We start from the raw sequence: 14,083 nt of genomic DNA on the forward strand, positions 1-14,083 counted from the left end.
GGGTGTGGCATAAATTGTTCGGGCATGTAGATTTACCTCAACGCCTCCGGATCGCCCCCGGAGGCGTTTTCGTTTCAGGCATGAAATTCGAAGCGCAGGGAAAGCAGGGGCAAGAAGCCGCCTTGGAGCATTGAGCGGGCATCTTCATAGGCTTCCGCTTGCTGGCCCTCGTCGACGATCACCGCCCCGGTCTTTTCACAGTGGAGGGAGAGCGCGCACCAGGTGCCATCGGCCCAGCTGAGGATGCTGACCACGCGGCCCTGTTTGTCCTGCAGGCTGCGGTAGCGCTCCAGGCGTTGCATGAGGCGAGGCGAAAAGCCGATCTGGCGAAGAATGGAGAAAGGGTGCATCAGGGCTTTGTTGGCGATCTTGCGGCTCATGCGGCCACCTGATCACGAGCCTCAATGCGGCTACGTGCCCATGCTTGGACTTCAGACAGAACCCAGGCGACCGGTGCACCGCGAGCATTGCTGTTGCTCAGTTTGACGGGCTGAGGAAAGCCACAGTCAGGACGCTGCATCAGCTTGTAGATGGTGGACCGCTTCATCCCCACGATGCCTTCGACTTCGCGCATGCGGATCAACGTCGAGGTGGCATCAAACAGCGAGGGGGAATTTGCAGGAGCCTTGCGGGAAAGGCCGGTAATTGAGGTATTCATAGGTATTGCTCTCGATTGGTTTGGACTGACGAGAGCAATGATCTAGGCGATGAAATGCGGTGAGCAGTTCACTTCCAATTGAAATTCGATTGAAATTTCAGTTACAGGACAAAATTGCGTTTGAGGATGGCCTCTACGCTTTTGCGCGTGAGTGCTTTTTCGGTTTCAACAGCGATCCACTCGGGGCGCTGTTTCGACGGCTTCGCCACTTCCCGCACCAGCCAAGCATGCACGGCGCTAGGGATATTTTGATTCTCCATGCCTTTCGCCTGTAGAAGTTTCGCCTGCACAACGATGGCTGCGTCTCGAACACTGATGTCCTTTCTACGCTCCATACCGCTGATGATGCCGCCTTTTTTGCGGGTCGCGTTCTGGATCGCACGATCAGCGACGGGCGTCAGTTCATCATCAATCAAGCAGGGTAGGGATATGATGGGATCTAGGTGAAGGACGTATTGATCGAGCGCGTCAATGCGCTCATCCGGATTGGCCTGCATTTCTACAAATTGACAATAGAGTTCCCACGGCCAGTCGGTTGGAGGCGCTAAGAGATGAGACCAGGCCTTTTGATCGGTTGTCCGCATCCAGTCGTTTAGCTCCCCCAAAGCCTTAACAGCGCAAGCCATGATGTAGGCTGCGTGGGCATCGCGATCCGAAACCGTCTCACATTTGCTGTACTGACGAACCCAGTGGGCGAGACGTGCCCTGGTGTCGGTGGAGGCATACTGAAAAATTGTCTCTTCATGCGTTGTCGTCTTGATGCAGAGGCTGCTGGGATCGAGGTCGTTGCTATCGTCGCGAACGCGAAGACAGCATTGTTCGATCAAATAGCACACGTCATGAATCTGTTCACGGCAGAGCTCGTATAGCGGCTGCGCCGAGAGAAAACTCATCAGCCCGGCGGTAAACGCGGAATCTACTAGGGATTGATGATCAGCCATGGCCGAGCGTCTCAGGCGTTGTGTCGCGCTTTATCCCACGCCCTGTGTGTCGCAAGTGAAGCCAGCGTGAGTGGCTCGATGACCAGACACGTCTAACGTCAGCCCACAGTGAGTTAGGAGGGATAGACGCGTTACACATTGAGGCAGTGTCACACGCGGTGTACAGATGTTTGCGCGGGCGTGTAACAGGCGTGAAAGCCAATGAAAACGGGCGTCTGGCGAGGTTAGTTACACGAGTAACACCCGTAACATGGATTTTGAGGGGGGGATGGTAGTGGGTGCTCATACAGCCTTACCGAACTGACCTTGAATAACATTTCCGGCTTCAAGTGCATCAAGATGATCGGCATACCACTGCATCATCTTTGTGCGCTGTTCAAGGTACTGGGCTTTGTTGTAAATCCCTCGGACACCTTGTGCCTTGTGACTGAGTTGGGCCTCGATATGGTCAGCGGGGTAACCATGCTCATTGAGGATGGTGCTGGCGATGTGGCGGAAGCCATGACCGGTCTGGCGGCCTTCGTAACCAAGGCGCCTGAGCGCCATGAGAAATACGGTGTCGCTTCGGGGTTTAGTACGATCACTTCTTCCTGGAAACAGAAGAGGGTATGCCCCGGTAAGTTGCCGAAGCTCCAAAAGGGCATCTACGGCCTGAGTGCATAGCGGCACCAGATGTTCGCGGCCTTTTTTACGTCCCTTGCGTTCGACAGGCACTGTCCACAGTTTTTTGTCGAAGTCGAACTCCAACCAATGAGCTTCGCGAAGTTCGCTGGGACGGACTGCCATCAGGGTCAACAGCCGCAGGCCAAGCTGAACATCTTTGGCATGCGGATAGGAACGTATCGCTCTGAGTAACTGAGGAAGCTCGTCAGGTGAGACATGAGCGTAGTTCTCTGCCTTTCCCGATGACAGAAACTTATGCACGCCCTCCAAGGGGTTGTTGACGGCTCTGCCGGTTACGCGAGCCAGGTCATAGATATCTTTGCAGTAAGCCCTCACGCGGCTCATCTGTTCCAAAATCCCCTGGCGCTCAAGCCCTCTCAATAGCTCCATCCACTCCATAGACATGATCGAGGTATAGGGACGTTTACCGAGCGAGGGGAACACGTGGCGTTCGAGTGCGCCGAGTATCCTTTTGGCAGTTCCAGCATCCCAGCCGCTGAGACGAGACGTATGCCATTCCCTGGCTAGTGATTCGAAGGTGTCATTGGCTGCGTCAATGTCAGCCGCCTGACGAGCCTTCTTGGAGATGATTGGGTTCTTGCCCTCTGAGGCGTCAGCTCTCAGCTCTGCCGCTTTCTGTCGAGCGAAGGCGCCGCTTACTTCTGGATAGCCGCCGAGACCTAGCCAAGACCATTTGCCGTCCGGTTTCTTGTAGCGTAATTCCCAAGATTTCTGGCCGTTTGGTTTGACTCTAAAATACAGCCCAGGACTGTCTAGTTCGCGGTATGCCCCGGCCTCAGGCTCCAAGCTGGAAAGTGTTGTATCAGCGAGAGGACGTCGCTTGATATCGGCGCGCTTCATCCGTGTATGCCTCCAGTTCAATTAGTTCTGAAGCATACACGTGGGCATACACGGTGGGGAAGGATAGGGGTAGATAGAGGTGGACAGCCAGAAACAAGAAAGCCCGCACTAGGCGGGCTTCTTGAGGTGATTCATAGACTGCTGTAGACATCTATGGATCGGTACTTGGTGGCTACACAGGGACTTGAACCCCGGACCCCAGCATTATGAATGCTATGCTCTAACCAACTGAGCTATGTAGCCAAGTGGCGCGCATTATTCGCTGGTAACGAAGATGTGTCAAGCGTAAATCCAAAATATTTCTCTGCACTTTCAACTGCTTAACCATCCTCGTCGCCAATGTGCGTCAACTGAGCTGAAATCTCCCTGTGTTCGCGCTCAAGGCCTGGCTGCCTTGGCTCAAGGTGTCCGCCGCCACGTTCACCGCGCGGGCGCCTTCCAGCAGGCGCATGGCCGCTTGATCGACCTGCTGGATATTGCCGCTGACCTCGTCGGCTGTGCTGGCCTGCTCATCCACCGCGGTGGCGATTTGCGCCAGGGTATCGGTGACGCTCTGTACGGCGCTGGCAATTTCCCCCAGACGCTCGCCAAGGCCGGTCACGGCTTGCGCGTCGGTCTGGGCCTGGCCGCAGGCCGCTTCCATCAGGCTGACGGCTTCGTTGACCGTGGCGCGCAGGCTGTCGACGGTGCCGGCGATCTGTTGGGTGGAGGACTGGGTACGTTGCGACAGGCTGCGCACTTCATCGGCCACCACCGCAAAGCCCCGGCCTTGTTCACCGGCGCGGGCGGCTTCGATGGCGGCGTTGAGCGCCAGGAGATTGGTCTGCTCGGCCACGCCGCGAATGGTATCGACCACCAGCTGGATCTGTTGGCCCTGCTCGCTGACCCGGCCCAAGGCGGCGGCGGTTTCGTTGAGCCGCTGGTTGAGCTGCTGAATGCTCGCCGTGGTGCGCAGGCTGTCGCGGCTGCTGTCGGCGGCGATGCGGCGGGTCTGTTGGGCGCTGTCTGACGCCTGTTCGCAACTTTTCGCAACGCCTTGGGAAGTTGCGGCCAGTTGCGTCGCGGCGGCGGCGATCTGGCTGATTTGCATCTGCTGAGCCTCGACTTCGCCCAAGGCGCCGCTGGAATGTGTATTGAGGGTGCGCACGGCGTCGCTCAGTTGCAGCGTTTCGTGATCCACGCCCAGCAGGCTGGTGCGCAACTGCACCACGGCGACATTGAGCGCGGTGCTGATAGCTGCCAGCTCATCACGCCCTTGTACCGGAACTTGCAGGCTCAAGTTTCCGTCACGCAGCGCTTCAGCCAGCAGGGTAATGCCACTGGCGCTGCGGCGGATGGAAGCTTGCAGACAGACGAACAGGTACAGCGCCGCCAACAGCAGGCATCCCAGCACCGTGGCCACCAAGGTGAACTGGCGGATCGCCGAGCCGTGGTAATGGTCCAGCCGCGTGTCCAGTGCGACCAGCGATTGTTGTCGCAGGGTCGCCAGGTCTCGGAGAAGGGCGTCCATGTGTTTCTCGAACGCTTCCGGCTTGAGATTGATGGAGCCGCCGAACACGCCTTCATCCAAGATTTTCAAGCCGGCGTCCAAGTGCTTGAGGCTGCCCTGGAATTGTCCAGCCCAGGATTGCAGTTCGCTGGGCAAGCGTGTTTCCAGCAACGCACCGGTCTTGACCAACTGATCCCGGGCGTCGCCGATGCGGCTGCGCAAGTCACGCAGTTGCAGGCGGCTCTGCAAAGTGAATTGGCCTGACACCACCGAGGCCTGGCCAACGCTGGCCAGGCGGCCGACACGTTCGATCAGCTCGGGTGTCTGCTGGGTCGAAATCTGGGTGAGCAGGTAGGTTTCCAGCCAGGAGGCGAGCGTCAGGCGATTGTCCATGACCATCTGTTCGCGCAACGCTTGCAATGCGCTGAGGGCAGCGGTGAAACGATCATAGCCATCCGGCCACCAACCCACGGCGCCCAGGCTCTTGGAATCCAGGCCGTTGAGGCTGGTCTGCAAGGCCTGGTAGCGGGCGAGGGTGTCGGCTTCGACGCCCTCGGCCTGCAAGGTCGCGCCAAGATCGTTGGCGACCTGGTTGAGCTCCGGTTGCACCGCATCGAACGCGGCCATGGCGGCGATCGTCGCAGGGGTGGGTTGTCGATTGGTCTCCGTGGCCCGCCAGCGCGCCGCGCGATTGCGCTGGGCGGCGAGCAGGTTGTCCAGGTTATCCAGGGCGAGCAACTGGCGTACGCCGGCGCGCTCTCCGGAAATCAGGTTGAGTTTGTCCCGGTAGTCCTGGCCGATGAGCCACAGGCTGCCCATGAGCGGCAGGATGAACAAAAGGAACAACAACTGGAATTTACGGGCGAAACCAAAATGCCCCAGCAACCGGATGCCCGGTGATAGAAAAGCCTGCATGCCCATACTCCCCTGAACACCCTTGCACTTTTTTTGTGCGTTTTTACACAAGTGCCGAAACGGGTGCTCTTTCAAAAGGCCTCGAAAGCTTGTCCAGGCCGGCTCTGTAGGCCTGCTCTGTAGCGAAACTTCCCATTCTCGGTCCCCTTTGTAAGGGGCCGCGTCGTAAGACTTTTACAAGGCAAGATTCAGACCATGGCGTTGCGCTATCACCTTGTTTGCCGACTATTTTTTATCGGTCGATAGCAAGCTAATGGGATAGCCTTGTCGCACTGAAAAATGGCACATTGGCGAACCTTGCCCATGTGCTCCCACCTGCCGTCTGGAAACTTCCCATGGCTATCAGCAATACCCCGGCTGACGCGACGCCCATTGGCGCCACGCCCCAAAGCAGTCCTTTGGTCATGCGCATCATTGGTGCGGTGGCGTTGGCTCATCTGATCAACGATCTGATCCAGGCTGTGCTGCCGTCCATCTATCCGATGCTCAAGGACAGCTATGGCCTGACGTTTACCCAGGTCGGCCTGATCACCCTTACGTTCCAGTTGACCGCATCTTTGTTGCAGCCTTGGGTCGGCTATCACACCGATCGGCACCCGAAGCCCTGGCTGTTGCCGGCCGGAACGGTGTGCACGCTGATCGGCATCGTGATGATGTCCATGGTCGGCAGCTTTGCCATGATCCTGCTGGCGGCGGCCTTGATCGGTATCGGCTCGTCGACTTTTCACCCCGAGGCATCGCGAGTGGCGCGACTGGCTTCCGGCGGTCGTTACGGCCTGGCGCAATCGACTTTCCAGGTGGGCGGAAACGCCGGCTCCGCATTCGGCCCGCTGCTGGCCGCAGCGATCATCATTCCCTACGGTCAAGGCAATGTGGCCTGGTTCGGCTTGTTCGCGCTGTTTGCCTTGTTCGTGCTGTACCGCATCAGCCGTTGGTACGCCAATCACCTGAACCTGTTCAAGCTCAAGCAAGGCCAGGCGGCGACGCATGGCTTATCCAAGGGGCGGGTCCTGAGTGCGTTGGTGGTGCTTGGCCTGTTGGTGTTCTCGAAGTATTTCTACATGGCCAGTTTCACCAGCTATTTCACCTTCTACCTGATCGAAAAGTTCGACCTGTCGGTGGCATCTTCCCAACTGCACCTGTTCCTGTTCCTTGGCGCAGTGGCGGCGGGGACCTTCTTTGGCGGCCCGATCGGCGACAAGATCGGACGCAAGGCGGTGATCTGGTTCTCGATTCTGGGTGTGGCGCCATTTACGCTGATCTTGCCTCACGTGGACCTGCTGTGGACCAGCATCCTCAGCGTAGTGATCGGCTTCATCTTGGCTTCGGCTTTCTCCGCCATCGTGGTGTATGCCCAGGAGCTGGTGCCGGGCAACGTTGGGATGATCGCCGGCGTGTTCTTCGGGTTGATGTTCGGCTTCGGTGGGATCGGCGCCGCGCTGCTGGGGCATCTGGCGGACATCCGGGGTATCGAATACGTGTATTGGCTGTGCTCGTTCCTGCCGTTGTTCGGCGTGTTGGCGATTTTCCTGCCAAGGACCAAAAGGGCCTGAATCGAACATTCCGAGCCCCGTTTCAACGCAGTATGGGCCAGTGCGGATACCTTTCGTACAGAGCCTCGGTCAATCCATCAGGCATTTTTGCTCTCGACCCCGGATGGGGTCGATGTACCGTTTATCGTTGTCCCTGAGCCATGAATGAACTTGCCGCTCTTTGGTGTTTCCGACGCAAAGAGCCTGTTCCAGTCAATTGGCTCCAACAAGAAGCCACCGGTCATGGTTATGACCGAGGCAGCGTGCAAAGCGTTGTCGCTCTACCAGGTGACGAAACTGGCATTTCTTTTAAGGGACTAAACCATGGCAACCGTCGATAACCCGAACCTGAATTCCCATACCGTAAGAACCGGCCCCGGCACTGTCCAGGTCGACCTCACCGGCCAGCTAGATGATGCCCAGAGCATCATTATCCAGCCGGACGGCAAGATACTGATTGGCGGCTATACCGAGTACCTGGCATGGGGCTACCCCGGGGCGCCAGGTGAGGAAAGCTACGGCTACGAGCAGAACCATTCCGTTATCCGCCTGAATGCGGATGGCAGCCTGGACACCCGCTTTCATGAAGGTGGCGTCGATACGATACCGACCACGACAGCCCCAGCGTCCCGCTATGAGTTAACGGCGGTGCAGGCCGATGGCAAGGTGCTCGTCGCTGTGGCGCTGAACACCGGCATACAGGTGGAGCGCTACAACAGTGACGGGACGCGTGATGTCGGCTTTGGTCAGAACGGTGTCATGACGGTCGACATCAACCATGATTTCAAGGATATCGACCTGACGGCCAATATGGACGGCACCTTTCAGGTCAGTGCCCGCGGGTTTGACCAGGCTACCGTGACCAAGGCTGGCAATGACGGCAGCTTGTTCGACGGCTTTGGTCACAACGGCGTGCTCACCGTCGACATTTACGAAGACCCGTTTTTCAACGGAGGGATCTCCACTGCGGTGTTGGCAGATGGAAGTGTCGTGGTCGGGGCTGCCTACAATGCCGCCGGCATGGGCGATCCGACGTTCGCCTTGCAGCGTTTCAACGCCGACGGTCAGTTGGATACCCGTTTCGGTGACGACGGCGTCCTGCATTTGAGCGCTGCCATGGGGTTTGGCGAAGACTCGGTGGTCACCGTGCAGGCTGATGGAAAGATCATCGTGATGGGGCATGGCGAGGGCGATCGCCTGGCTACCGTGGCGCGGCTCAACGCTGACGGGTCGTTCGACAGTAGTTTCGGCAGCAATGGCTCGGTGACCTTCGAGGCCGACACGCCGGTGGCTTTGACGGTGCAAGCCGATGGCAGGATTTTGGCTGCCGGCACGAACAACGGAGATTTCAATGTCATCCGCTTGAACGCCGACGGTAGCCTGGACTCAAGCTTTGGCAGCCAGGACGGCAAGCTCCATATGGAGGGGTACGCCGGCGAGGAAATCTTGCGGGGCACCGATGCCGCCGAAATCATCCACGGCCTGGCGGGCGATGATGTGCTCCACGGCGACGGCGGGCGTGATGTGTTGCAAGGTGGCTCAGGCTCGGACATCTTCCGTTTTACCGAACTGGGCGACAGCTTCCGCACCGCCACGCTGAACAGCAGCGACCGAATCCAGGACTTCGATGTCTCCGAGGACCGCATTGACCTGATCGGCCTGGGCTTCACCGGTATTGGCGATGGTCATGACGGTACCTTGGCCATCCAGGCCAGCGCGGACGGCACCCGCACCTACCTCAAGAGCTTCGACGCCGATGCTACCGGGCAACGTTTTGAACTGACCTTGGATGGCAATCTGGTCGGGCAATTGAACAACACGAATCTTGTGTTCACAGCGCCCACTCTTGAAGGGGAATCTACCAACGATACGATTACCGGTTCTGCCTTGTCGGAAATCATCCATGGCCTGAACGGCAATGACCGTATCAACGGCGGCGCCGGAGCGGATGTCATCATCGGCGGCGCGGGCGCCGATCGTCTCAACGGTGGGGACAGAGCCGACATTTCGTTGTGGACGGACAATCGGGAAAACGCCGACGTGTTCCGCTATCTCTCCATCGAGGACAGCTACCGTACCGACAACCAAAGCTTTGCCGACCTTATCGAAGGCTTTACGGTTGACGACAAGATCGATGTGTCGGCACTGGGCTATACCGGCTTCGGAGAGGGTACGGGCACTACGCTGAAGTTGGTCTACAACGAGGCATTGGACCGCACTTACCTGAAGGATGCGCAAGCGGACGCGCAAGGCCATTCGTTCCAGGTTGCGCTGGCCGGGGACTGGCGGGAAAGCCTCGGCGAAGACAACATGGTCTTTGCTCCCACAGCGGCTCCCGACGCCCAACTAGGCCTGATCGGGGTGGCGCCAGACGTCGATCAATGGCATTTGTTAAGTTGACGCCCATAAAAAAACACCGCGTGACAGTCACTGCCACGCGGTGTTTTTTTCATTTCAGACGTTGAAGCGGAAGTGCATCACGTCGCCGTCCTTGACGATGTATTCCTTGCCTTCCAGACGCCACTTACCGGCTTCCTTCGCGCCAGCTTCGCCCTTGTACTGGATGAAGTCGGCGTAGGCGATGACTTCGGCGCGGATGAAGCCCTTTTCGAAGTCGGTATGGATGACGCCAGCGGCTTGCGGGGCGGTGGCGCCCACGCGAACGGTCCAGGCGCGGACTTCTTCGACACCGGCGGTGAAGTAGGTCTGCAGGTTGAGCATTTCGTAGCCAGCGCGGATCACCCGGTTCAGGCCAGGCTCTTCCAGGCCCAGGGCCTCGAGGAACATGTCCTTCTCTTCGCCATCGTCCAGTTCGGCGATTTCCGCTTCGATCTTGTTGCAGACCGGAACGACCATGGCACCTTCTTCCTCGGCGATGGCACGGACCACGTCCAGATGCGGGTTGTTCTCGAAACCGTCTTCGGCGACGTTGGCGATATACATGACCGGCTTGGTGGTCAGCAGGTGGAAGCCCTTGATCACCAGCTTCTCGTCGGTGCTCATGTCCTTCATCAGGCTACGCGCGGGCTTGCCCTCGGTGAAGTGAGCGATCAATCGCTCCAACAGGCCTTTCTGGACGACTGCATCCTTGTCGCCACCCTTGGCGTTGCGGGCAACCTTCTGAAGTTGTTTCTCGCAACTGTCGAGGTCGGCGAAGATCAGTTCCAGGTCGATGATCTCGATGTCGCGTTTCGGGTCGACGCTGTTGGAAACGTGGATCACGTTCTCGTCTTCGAAGCAGCGCACCACGTGGGCGATGGCATCGGTTTCGCGGATGTTGGCCAGGAACTTGTTGCCCAGGCCTTCACCCTTCGAAGCACCGGCCACCAGGCCTGCGATGTCGACGAACTCCATGGTGGTCGGCAGGATGCGCTTGGGATTGACGATGGCCGCCAGTGCGTCCAGGCGCGGATCGGGCATCGGCACGATGCCGCTGTTCGGCTCGATGGTGCAGAAGGGGAAGTTCTCGGCCGCGATACCGGATTTGGTCAGGGCGTTGAACAGGGTGGACTTGCCGACGTTAGGCAGGCCGACGATGCCGCAATTGAATCCCATGGTGTTTCCCCTCGGATAAGTGTCAGGCCTTCTGGCTGTGCAGGTTTTTCATCGCGCGGTTCCATTCACCGGCGAGGATATCCGGCAGCACGCCGAGGGCAAAGTCGATGCTGGCATCGAGTTTTTCCTGTTCGGCGCGAGGCGCGCGACCCAGGACAAAATTTGAAACCATACTGGCAACGCCCGGGTGGCCGATGCCGAGCCGCAGGCGGTGAAAGGTATTTTGATTGCCCAGTTGCGCAATGATGTCGCGCAACCCGTTGTGACCGCCATGGCCGCCGCCCTGCTTGAGCTTGGCAACGCCCGGAGGCAGGTCGAGTTCGTCGTGGGCCACCAGGATTTCTTCAGGCTTGATGCGAAAGAAACCGGCCAACGCCGCCACGGCCTGGCCGCTGCGGTTCATATAGGTGGTGGGAATCAACAGGCGAACATCCTGACCCTGGTGTGAAAAACGCCCGGTCAGGCCAAAATATTTGCGATCGGCGGCCAGGCTGACGCCTTGGGCGTGCGCGATGCGCTCAACAAAAAGGGCCCCTGCGTTATGCCGGGTCTGTTCGTATTCGGCGCCTGGATTTCCCAGGCCAACGATCAGTTTGATGGCAGTCACGATAGGGGCCCTTCCTGGAGTGGTGGTTAACATGTCGCGGTCAGACGGTGTGGCGACAACGAACGAAAATTGCGGATCTACCGTTAAGTAAACTTCGCGTTCTTGCCCGTTGTCTCGCTACGTTCCAGTCCGCGATGTTTCCGGTCACTCCGGCGACAGAGTGTAATTACTCTGCTGCGCCTTCTTCAGTCGCTTCTGGAGCAACACGTGGAGCGTGGACGTTGGCAACAGCCTTGTCATCACCGTGTGCCAGGGCAACAAACTCAACGCCTTTAGGAGCCTTGAGGTCGGACAGGTGAACGATCGTGCCAATCTCGGCGTCAGCCAGGTCGACTTCGATGAATTCAGGCAGGTCCTTCGGCAGGCAGGAAACTTCCAGCTCGGAAGTCACGTGCGAGATTTCGCCGCCTTTCTTGATCGGAGCAGCTTCGTTGATGAAGTGCACTGGAACGGTAGCGGTCAGTTTCTGGCCAGCCACGACGCGGATGAAGTCAGCGTGCATGATGAACTGCTTGGCCGGGTGACGCTGCATCGCTTTAACGATGACGTTTTGCTTCTTGCCATCAACGTTCAGTTCGATCACGTGGCTGAAAGCAGCCTCGTCTTCGAACAGCTTGGCCACTTCTTTGGCCAGCATGGTGATGGATTCAGGGGCCTTGTCACCACCGTATACAACGGCAGGAACCTGGCTGGCGAGACGACGCAGGCGGCGGCTCGCACCTTTCCCCAGGTCGGTACGCGCTTGGGCGTTCAGAATGAAATCGGTCATGTTGTTTCTCCAAAATAGCCATATCCGAATGACGTCTGCGACCGACGCCAAAGCGGTATGGGCAAAAAAGCCCCGCCCCAACATGAGTGTTGGGGCGGGGCGCTTTTCGTCAACGAGATATCCGGGAAAGGGCAGGGCCCTTAGCGGAACATCGCACTGATCGATTCTTCATTGCTGATGCGGCGAACCGCCTCGGCAACCACCGGTGCGATATCCAACTGACGGATACGCGCACAGGCTTGTGCTGCAGCGGACAGCGGGATGGTGTTTGTCACCACCAACTCGTCCAGCACGGAATTTTCAATGTTTTCGATCGCCCGACCCGACAGCACAGGGTGCGTGCAGTAGGCGAAGACCTTGGCAGCGCCATGCTCCTTCAAGGCCTTGGCCGCGTGGCACAGGGTGCCGGCGGTATCGACCATGTCGTCGACCAGGATACAGGTGCGCCCTTCGACATCGCCGATGATGTGCATCACTTCGGAGTGATTGGCCTTCTCGCGGCGTTTGTCGATGATACCCAGATCAACGCCCAAGGATTTGGCTACGGCCCGTGCACGCACGACGCCGCCAATGTCCGGGGACACGATCATGAGGTTTTCGAAGCGCTGATCCTCGATGTCATCCACCAGGACGGGGGAGCCGTAGATGTTGTCCACGGGAATATCGAAGAAGCCCTGGATCTGGTCAGCATGCAGATCGACCGTCAGTACACGATCGATGCCGACCACGGTCAGCATATCGGCAACGACTTTCGCGCTGATGGCCACGCGTGCGGAACGCGGACGGCGATCCTGGCGGGCATAACCAAAGTAAGGAATAACAGCAGTAATACGAGTAGCCGAGGAACGGCGGAAGGCATCAGCCATCACGACGAGTTCCATCAGGTTATCGTTGGTCGGAGCGCAAGTCGGCTGAATAATGAAGACGTCTTTACCGCGAACGTTTTCATTGATCTCGGCAGTGATTTCGCCGTCGGAGAACTTACCGACAGAGATGTCACCGAGAGGGATATGCAGCTGACGTACGACACGCCGAGCCAGATCGGGGTTAGCGTTCCCCGTAAAGACCATCATCTTGGACACGCGCAGTACCTGAAGGCTGAGGGTATACCTGGATGAGTATAGGAAAATGGCAGGGGCGGCTGGATTCGAACCAACGCATGGCAGGATCAAAACCTGCTGCCTTACCGCTTGGCGACGCCCCTGTATCTGTTGCTGCGAGTGCCCAGCACTCGATTCCTTTTAGAGCAGACTTTGCAGCTTGCGATGCAACATCGAAACGTTGCTTCCTTTTGCTACAAACCCTGTAAGGGTCTCTGTAAGAAGGGCCGAGACTTTATCAGCTTCAGCTTTGCTTGGGAAGCCCCCAAACACACAACTTCCAGTTCCGGTGAGTTTTGCTTCGGTAAATTTACCTAACAAATTCAATGCGTTACGAACATCTGGATAACGCCTTGCTACCACCGGTAAGCAGTCATTTCGACTGTTTCCCTTGGGAACGGGGCGCACTTTAATGGGAGGAGAGTTACGTGTCAACAGTGGATCTGAAAAAATTTCTGCTGTACTTACAGAGACTTGCGGCACCAGCACCAAGTACCAAGGTTCCTCGGGCTCTACCGGTGTGAGTTTTTCCCCGACGCCCTCGGCGAAAGCCGCGTGGCCACGCACGAAAACCGGTACGTCGGCACCCAGCGAAAGGCCCAGCGCCGCGAGGCGATCCATGTCCCAGCCCAACTGCCAGAGATGATTGAGGCCTAGCAGCGTCGTGGCCGCATTCGAACTGCCGCCACCGATTCCTCCGCCCATGGGCAGGATTTTTTCGATCCAGATGTCGATGCCCAGCGAACAGCCGGATTGCTCCTGAAGCTTCTTCGCCGCCTTGACGATCAGGTTGCTGTCGTGGGGAACACCGTTGAATTCGGCGTGCAAACGGATCACGCCGTCATCGCGCACGGCAAAAGTGATCTCGTCGCCATAATCCAGGAACTGGAAAATCGTTTGCAGCTCGTGATAGCCATCCGGGCGACGACCGAGGATGTGCAGCATCAGGTTGAGCTTGGCCGGGGAGGGCAGCGTCAGGCGTGCAGCGGTCAT

At 58.1% G+C, this 14,083-nt stretch carries 13 protein-coding genes and 2 tRNA genes; 3 read left to right on the forward strand and 12 right to left on the reverse strand.

Features of this window, described 5'->3' with window-relative positions; translation table 11 throughout:
* Window positions 1-74: 74 nt before the first annotated feature.
* From DOCECA_RS00990 to DOCECA_RS01015, 6 genes are all read right to left on the reverse strand, one after another.
* Entirely contained in the window at window positions 75-380 is a 306-nt protein-coding gene (locus DOCECA_RS00990) for a hypothetical protein (protein ID WP_124345163.1), read from the reverse strand.
* Window positions 377-658 (reverse strand): helix-turn-helix transcriptional regulator, encoded by a 282-nt coding sequence (locus DOCECA_RS00995; RefSeq protein WP_003205554.1) that lies wholly within the window; start codon window positions 656-658, stop codon window positions 377-379. Before DOCECA_RS00995 ends, DOCECA_RS00990 begins: the two co-directional genes overlap by 4 nt.
* Before the next feature lie 101 nt (window positions 659-759).
* Window positions 760-1,599, reverse strand: a complete 840-nt coding sequence (locus tag DOCECA_RS01000) for a hypothetical protein (protein ID WP_445571332.1) — start codon at window positions 1,597-1,599, stop codon at window positions 760-762.
* A gap of 282 nt (window positions 1,600-1,881) precedes the next feature.
* On the reverse strand, window positions 1,882-3,123 hold the full coding sequence (locus DOCECA_RS01005; protein WP_149632543.1) for a tyrosine-type recombinase/integrase: 1,242 nt from the start codon (window positions 3,121-3,123) through the stop codon (window positions 1,882-1,884).
* Between the two features lie 166 nt (window positions 3,124-3,289).
* A tRNA-Met gene (locus DOCECA_RS01010) sits at window positions 3,290-3,366 on the reverse strand.
* A gap of 103 nt (window positions 3,367-3,469) precedes the next feature.
* Window positions 3,470-5,527, reverse strand: a complete 2,058-nt coding sequence (locus DOCECA_RS01015; RefSeq protein ID WP_434562322.1) for a methyl-accepting chemotaxis protein — start codon at window positions 5,525-5,527, stop codon at window positions 3,470-3,472.
* Between the two features lie 335 nt (window positions 5,528-5,862).
* On the opposite strand from DOCECA_RS01015, the gene DOCECA_RS01020 reads away from it, so the two are divergent.
* The 3 genes from DOCECA_RS01020 (at window position 5,863) to DOCECA_RS01030 (ending at window position 9,459) form a co-directional block, all read left to right on the forward strand.
* Window positions 5,863-7,080, forward strand: coding sequence for an MFS transporter (locus DOCECA_RS01020; RefSeq protein ID WP_434562324.1), 1,218 nt, complete (start codon window positions 5,863-5,865; stop codon window positions 7,078-7,080).
* A 144-nt stretch (window positions 7,081-7,224) separates the two neighbouring features.
* On the forward strand, window positions 7,225-7,380 hold the full coding sequence (locus DOCECA_RS01025; protein WP_420764060.1) for a hypothetical protein: 156 nt from the start codon (window positions 7,225-7,227) through the stop codon (window positions 7,378-7,380).
* 3 nt (window positions 7,381-7,383) lie between these two features.
* Window positions 7,384-9,459 carry a calcium-binding protein gene (locus tag DOCECA_RS01030; RefSeq protein WP_445571333.1) on the forward strand — a complete coding sequence of 692 codons (2,076 nt, stop codon included), beginning with the start codon at window positions 7,384-7,386 and terminating at the stop codon, window positions 9,457-9,459.
* A gap of 54 nt (window positions 9,460-9,513) precedes the next feature.
* Here the strand turns inward: DOCECA_RS01030 and ychF are convergent, their stop codons facing one another.
* From ychF to ispE, 6 genes are all read right to left on the reverse strand, one after another.
* A complete protein-coding gene (gene ychF / locus DOCECA_RS01035; RefSeq protein WP_420764062.1) occupies window positions 9,514-10,614 on the reverse strand; it encodes a redox-regulated ATPase YchF in 1,101 nt (366 codons plus the stop codon).
* A 22-nt stretch (window positions 10,615-10,636) separates the two neighbouring features.
* Complete coding sequence (pth, locus tag DOCECA_RS01040; RefSeq protein ID WP_003185374.1) at window positions 10,637-11,221, reverse strand: aminoacyl-tRNA hydrolase; 585 nt, start codon at window positions 11,219-11,221, stop codon at window positions 10,637-10,639.
* Window positions 11,222-11,387: 166 nt separating this feature from the next.
* Window positions 11,388-11,990, reverse strand: coding sequence for a 50S ribosomal protein L25/general stress protein Ctc (locus DOCECA_RS01045; protein WP_420764064.1), 603 nt, complete (start codon window positions 11,988-11,990; stop codon window positions 11,388-11,390).
* A 140-nt stretch (window positions 11,991-12,130) separates the two neighbouring features.
* Complete coding sequence (locus tag DOCECA_RS01050) at window positions 12,131-13,072, reverse strand: ribose-phosphate pyrophosphokinase (protein ID WP_003171603.1); 942 nt, start codon at window positions 13,070-13,072, stop codon at window positions 12,131-12,133.
* Window positions 13,073-13,119: 47 nt separating this feature from the next.
* Window positions 13,120-13,194, reverse strand: a tRNA-Gln gene (locus tag DOCECA_RS01055).
* 37 nt (window positions 13,195-13,231) lie between these two features.
* Entirely contained in the window at window positions 13,232-14,083 is an 852-nt protein-coding gene (gene ispE, locus DOCECA_RS01060; RefSeq protein WP_445571334.1) for a 4-(cytidine 5'-diphospho)-2-C-methyl-D-erythritol kinase, read from the reverse strand.

The sequence above is a fragment of the Pseudomonas sp. E102 genome (assembly GCF_052660185.1).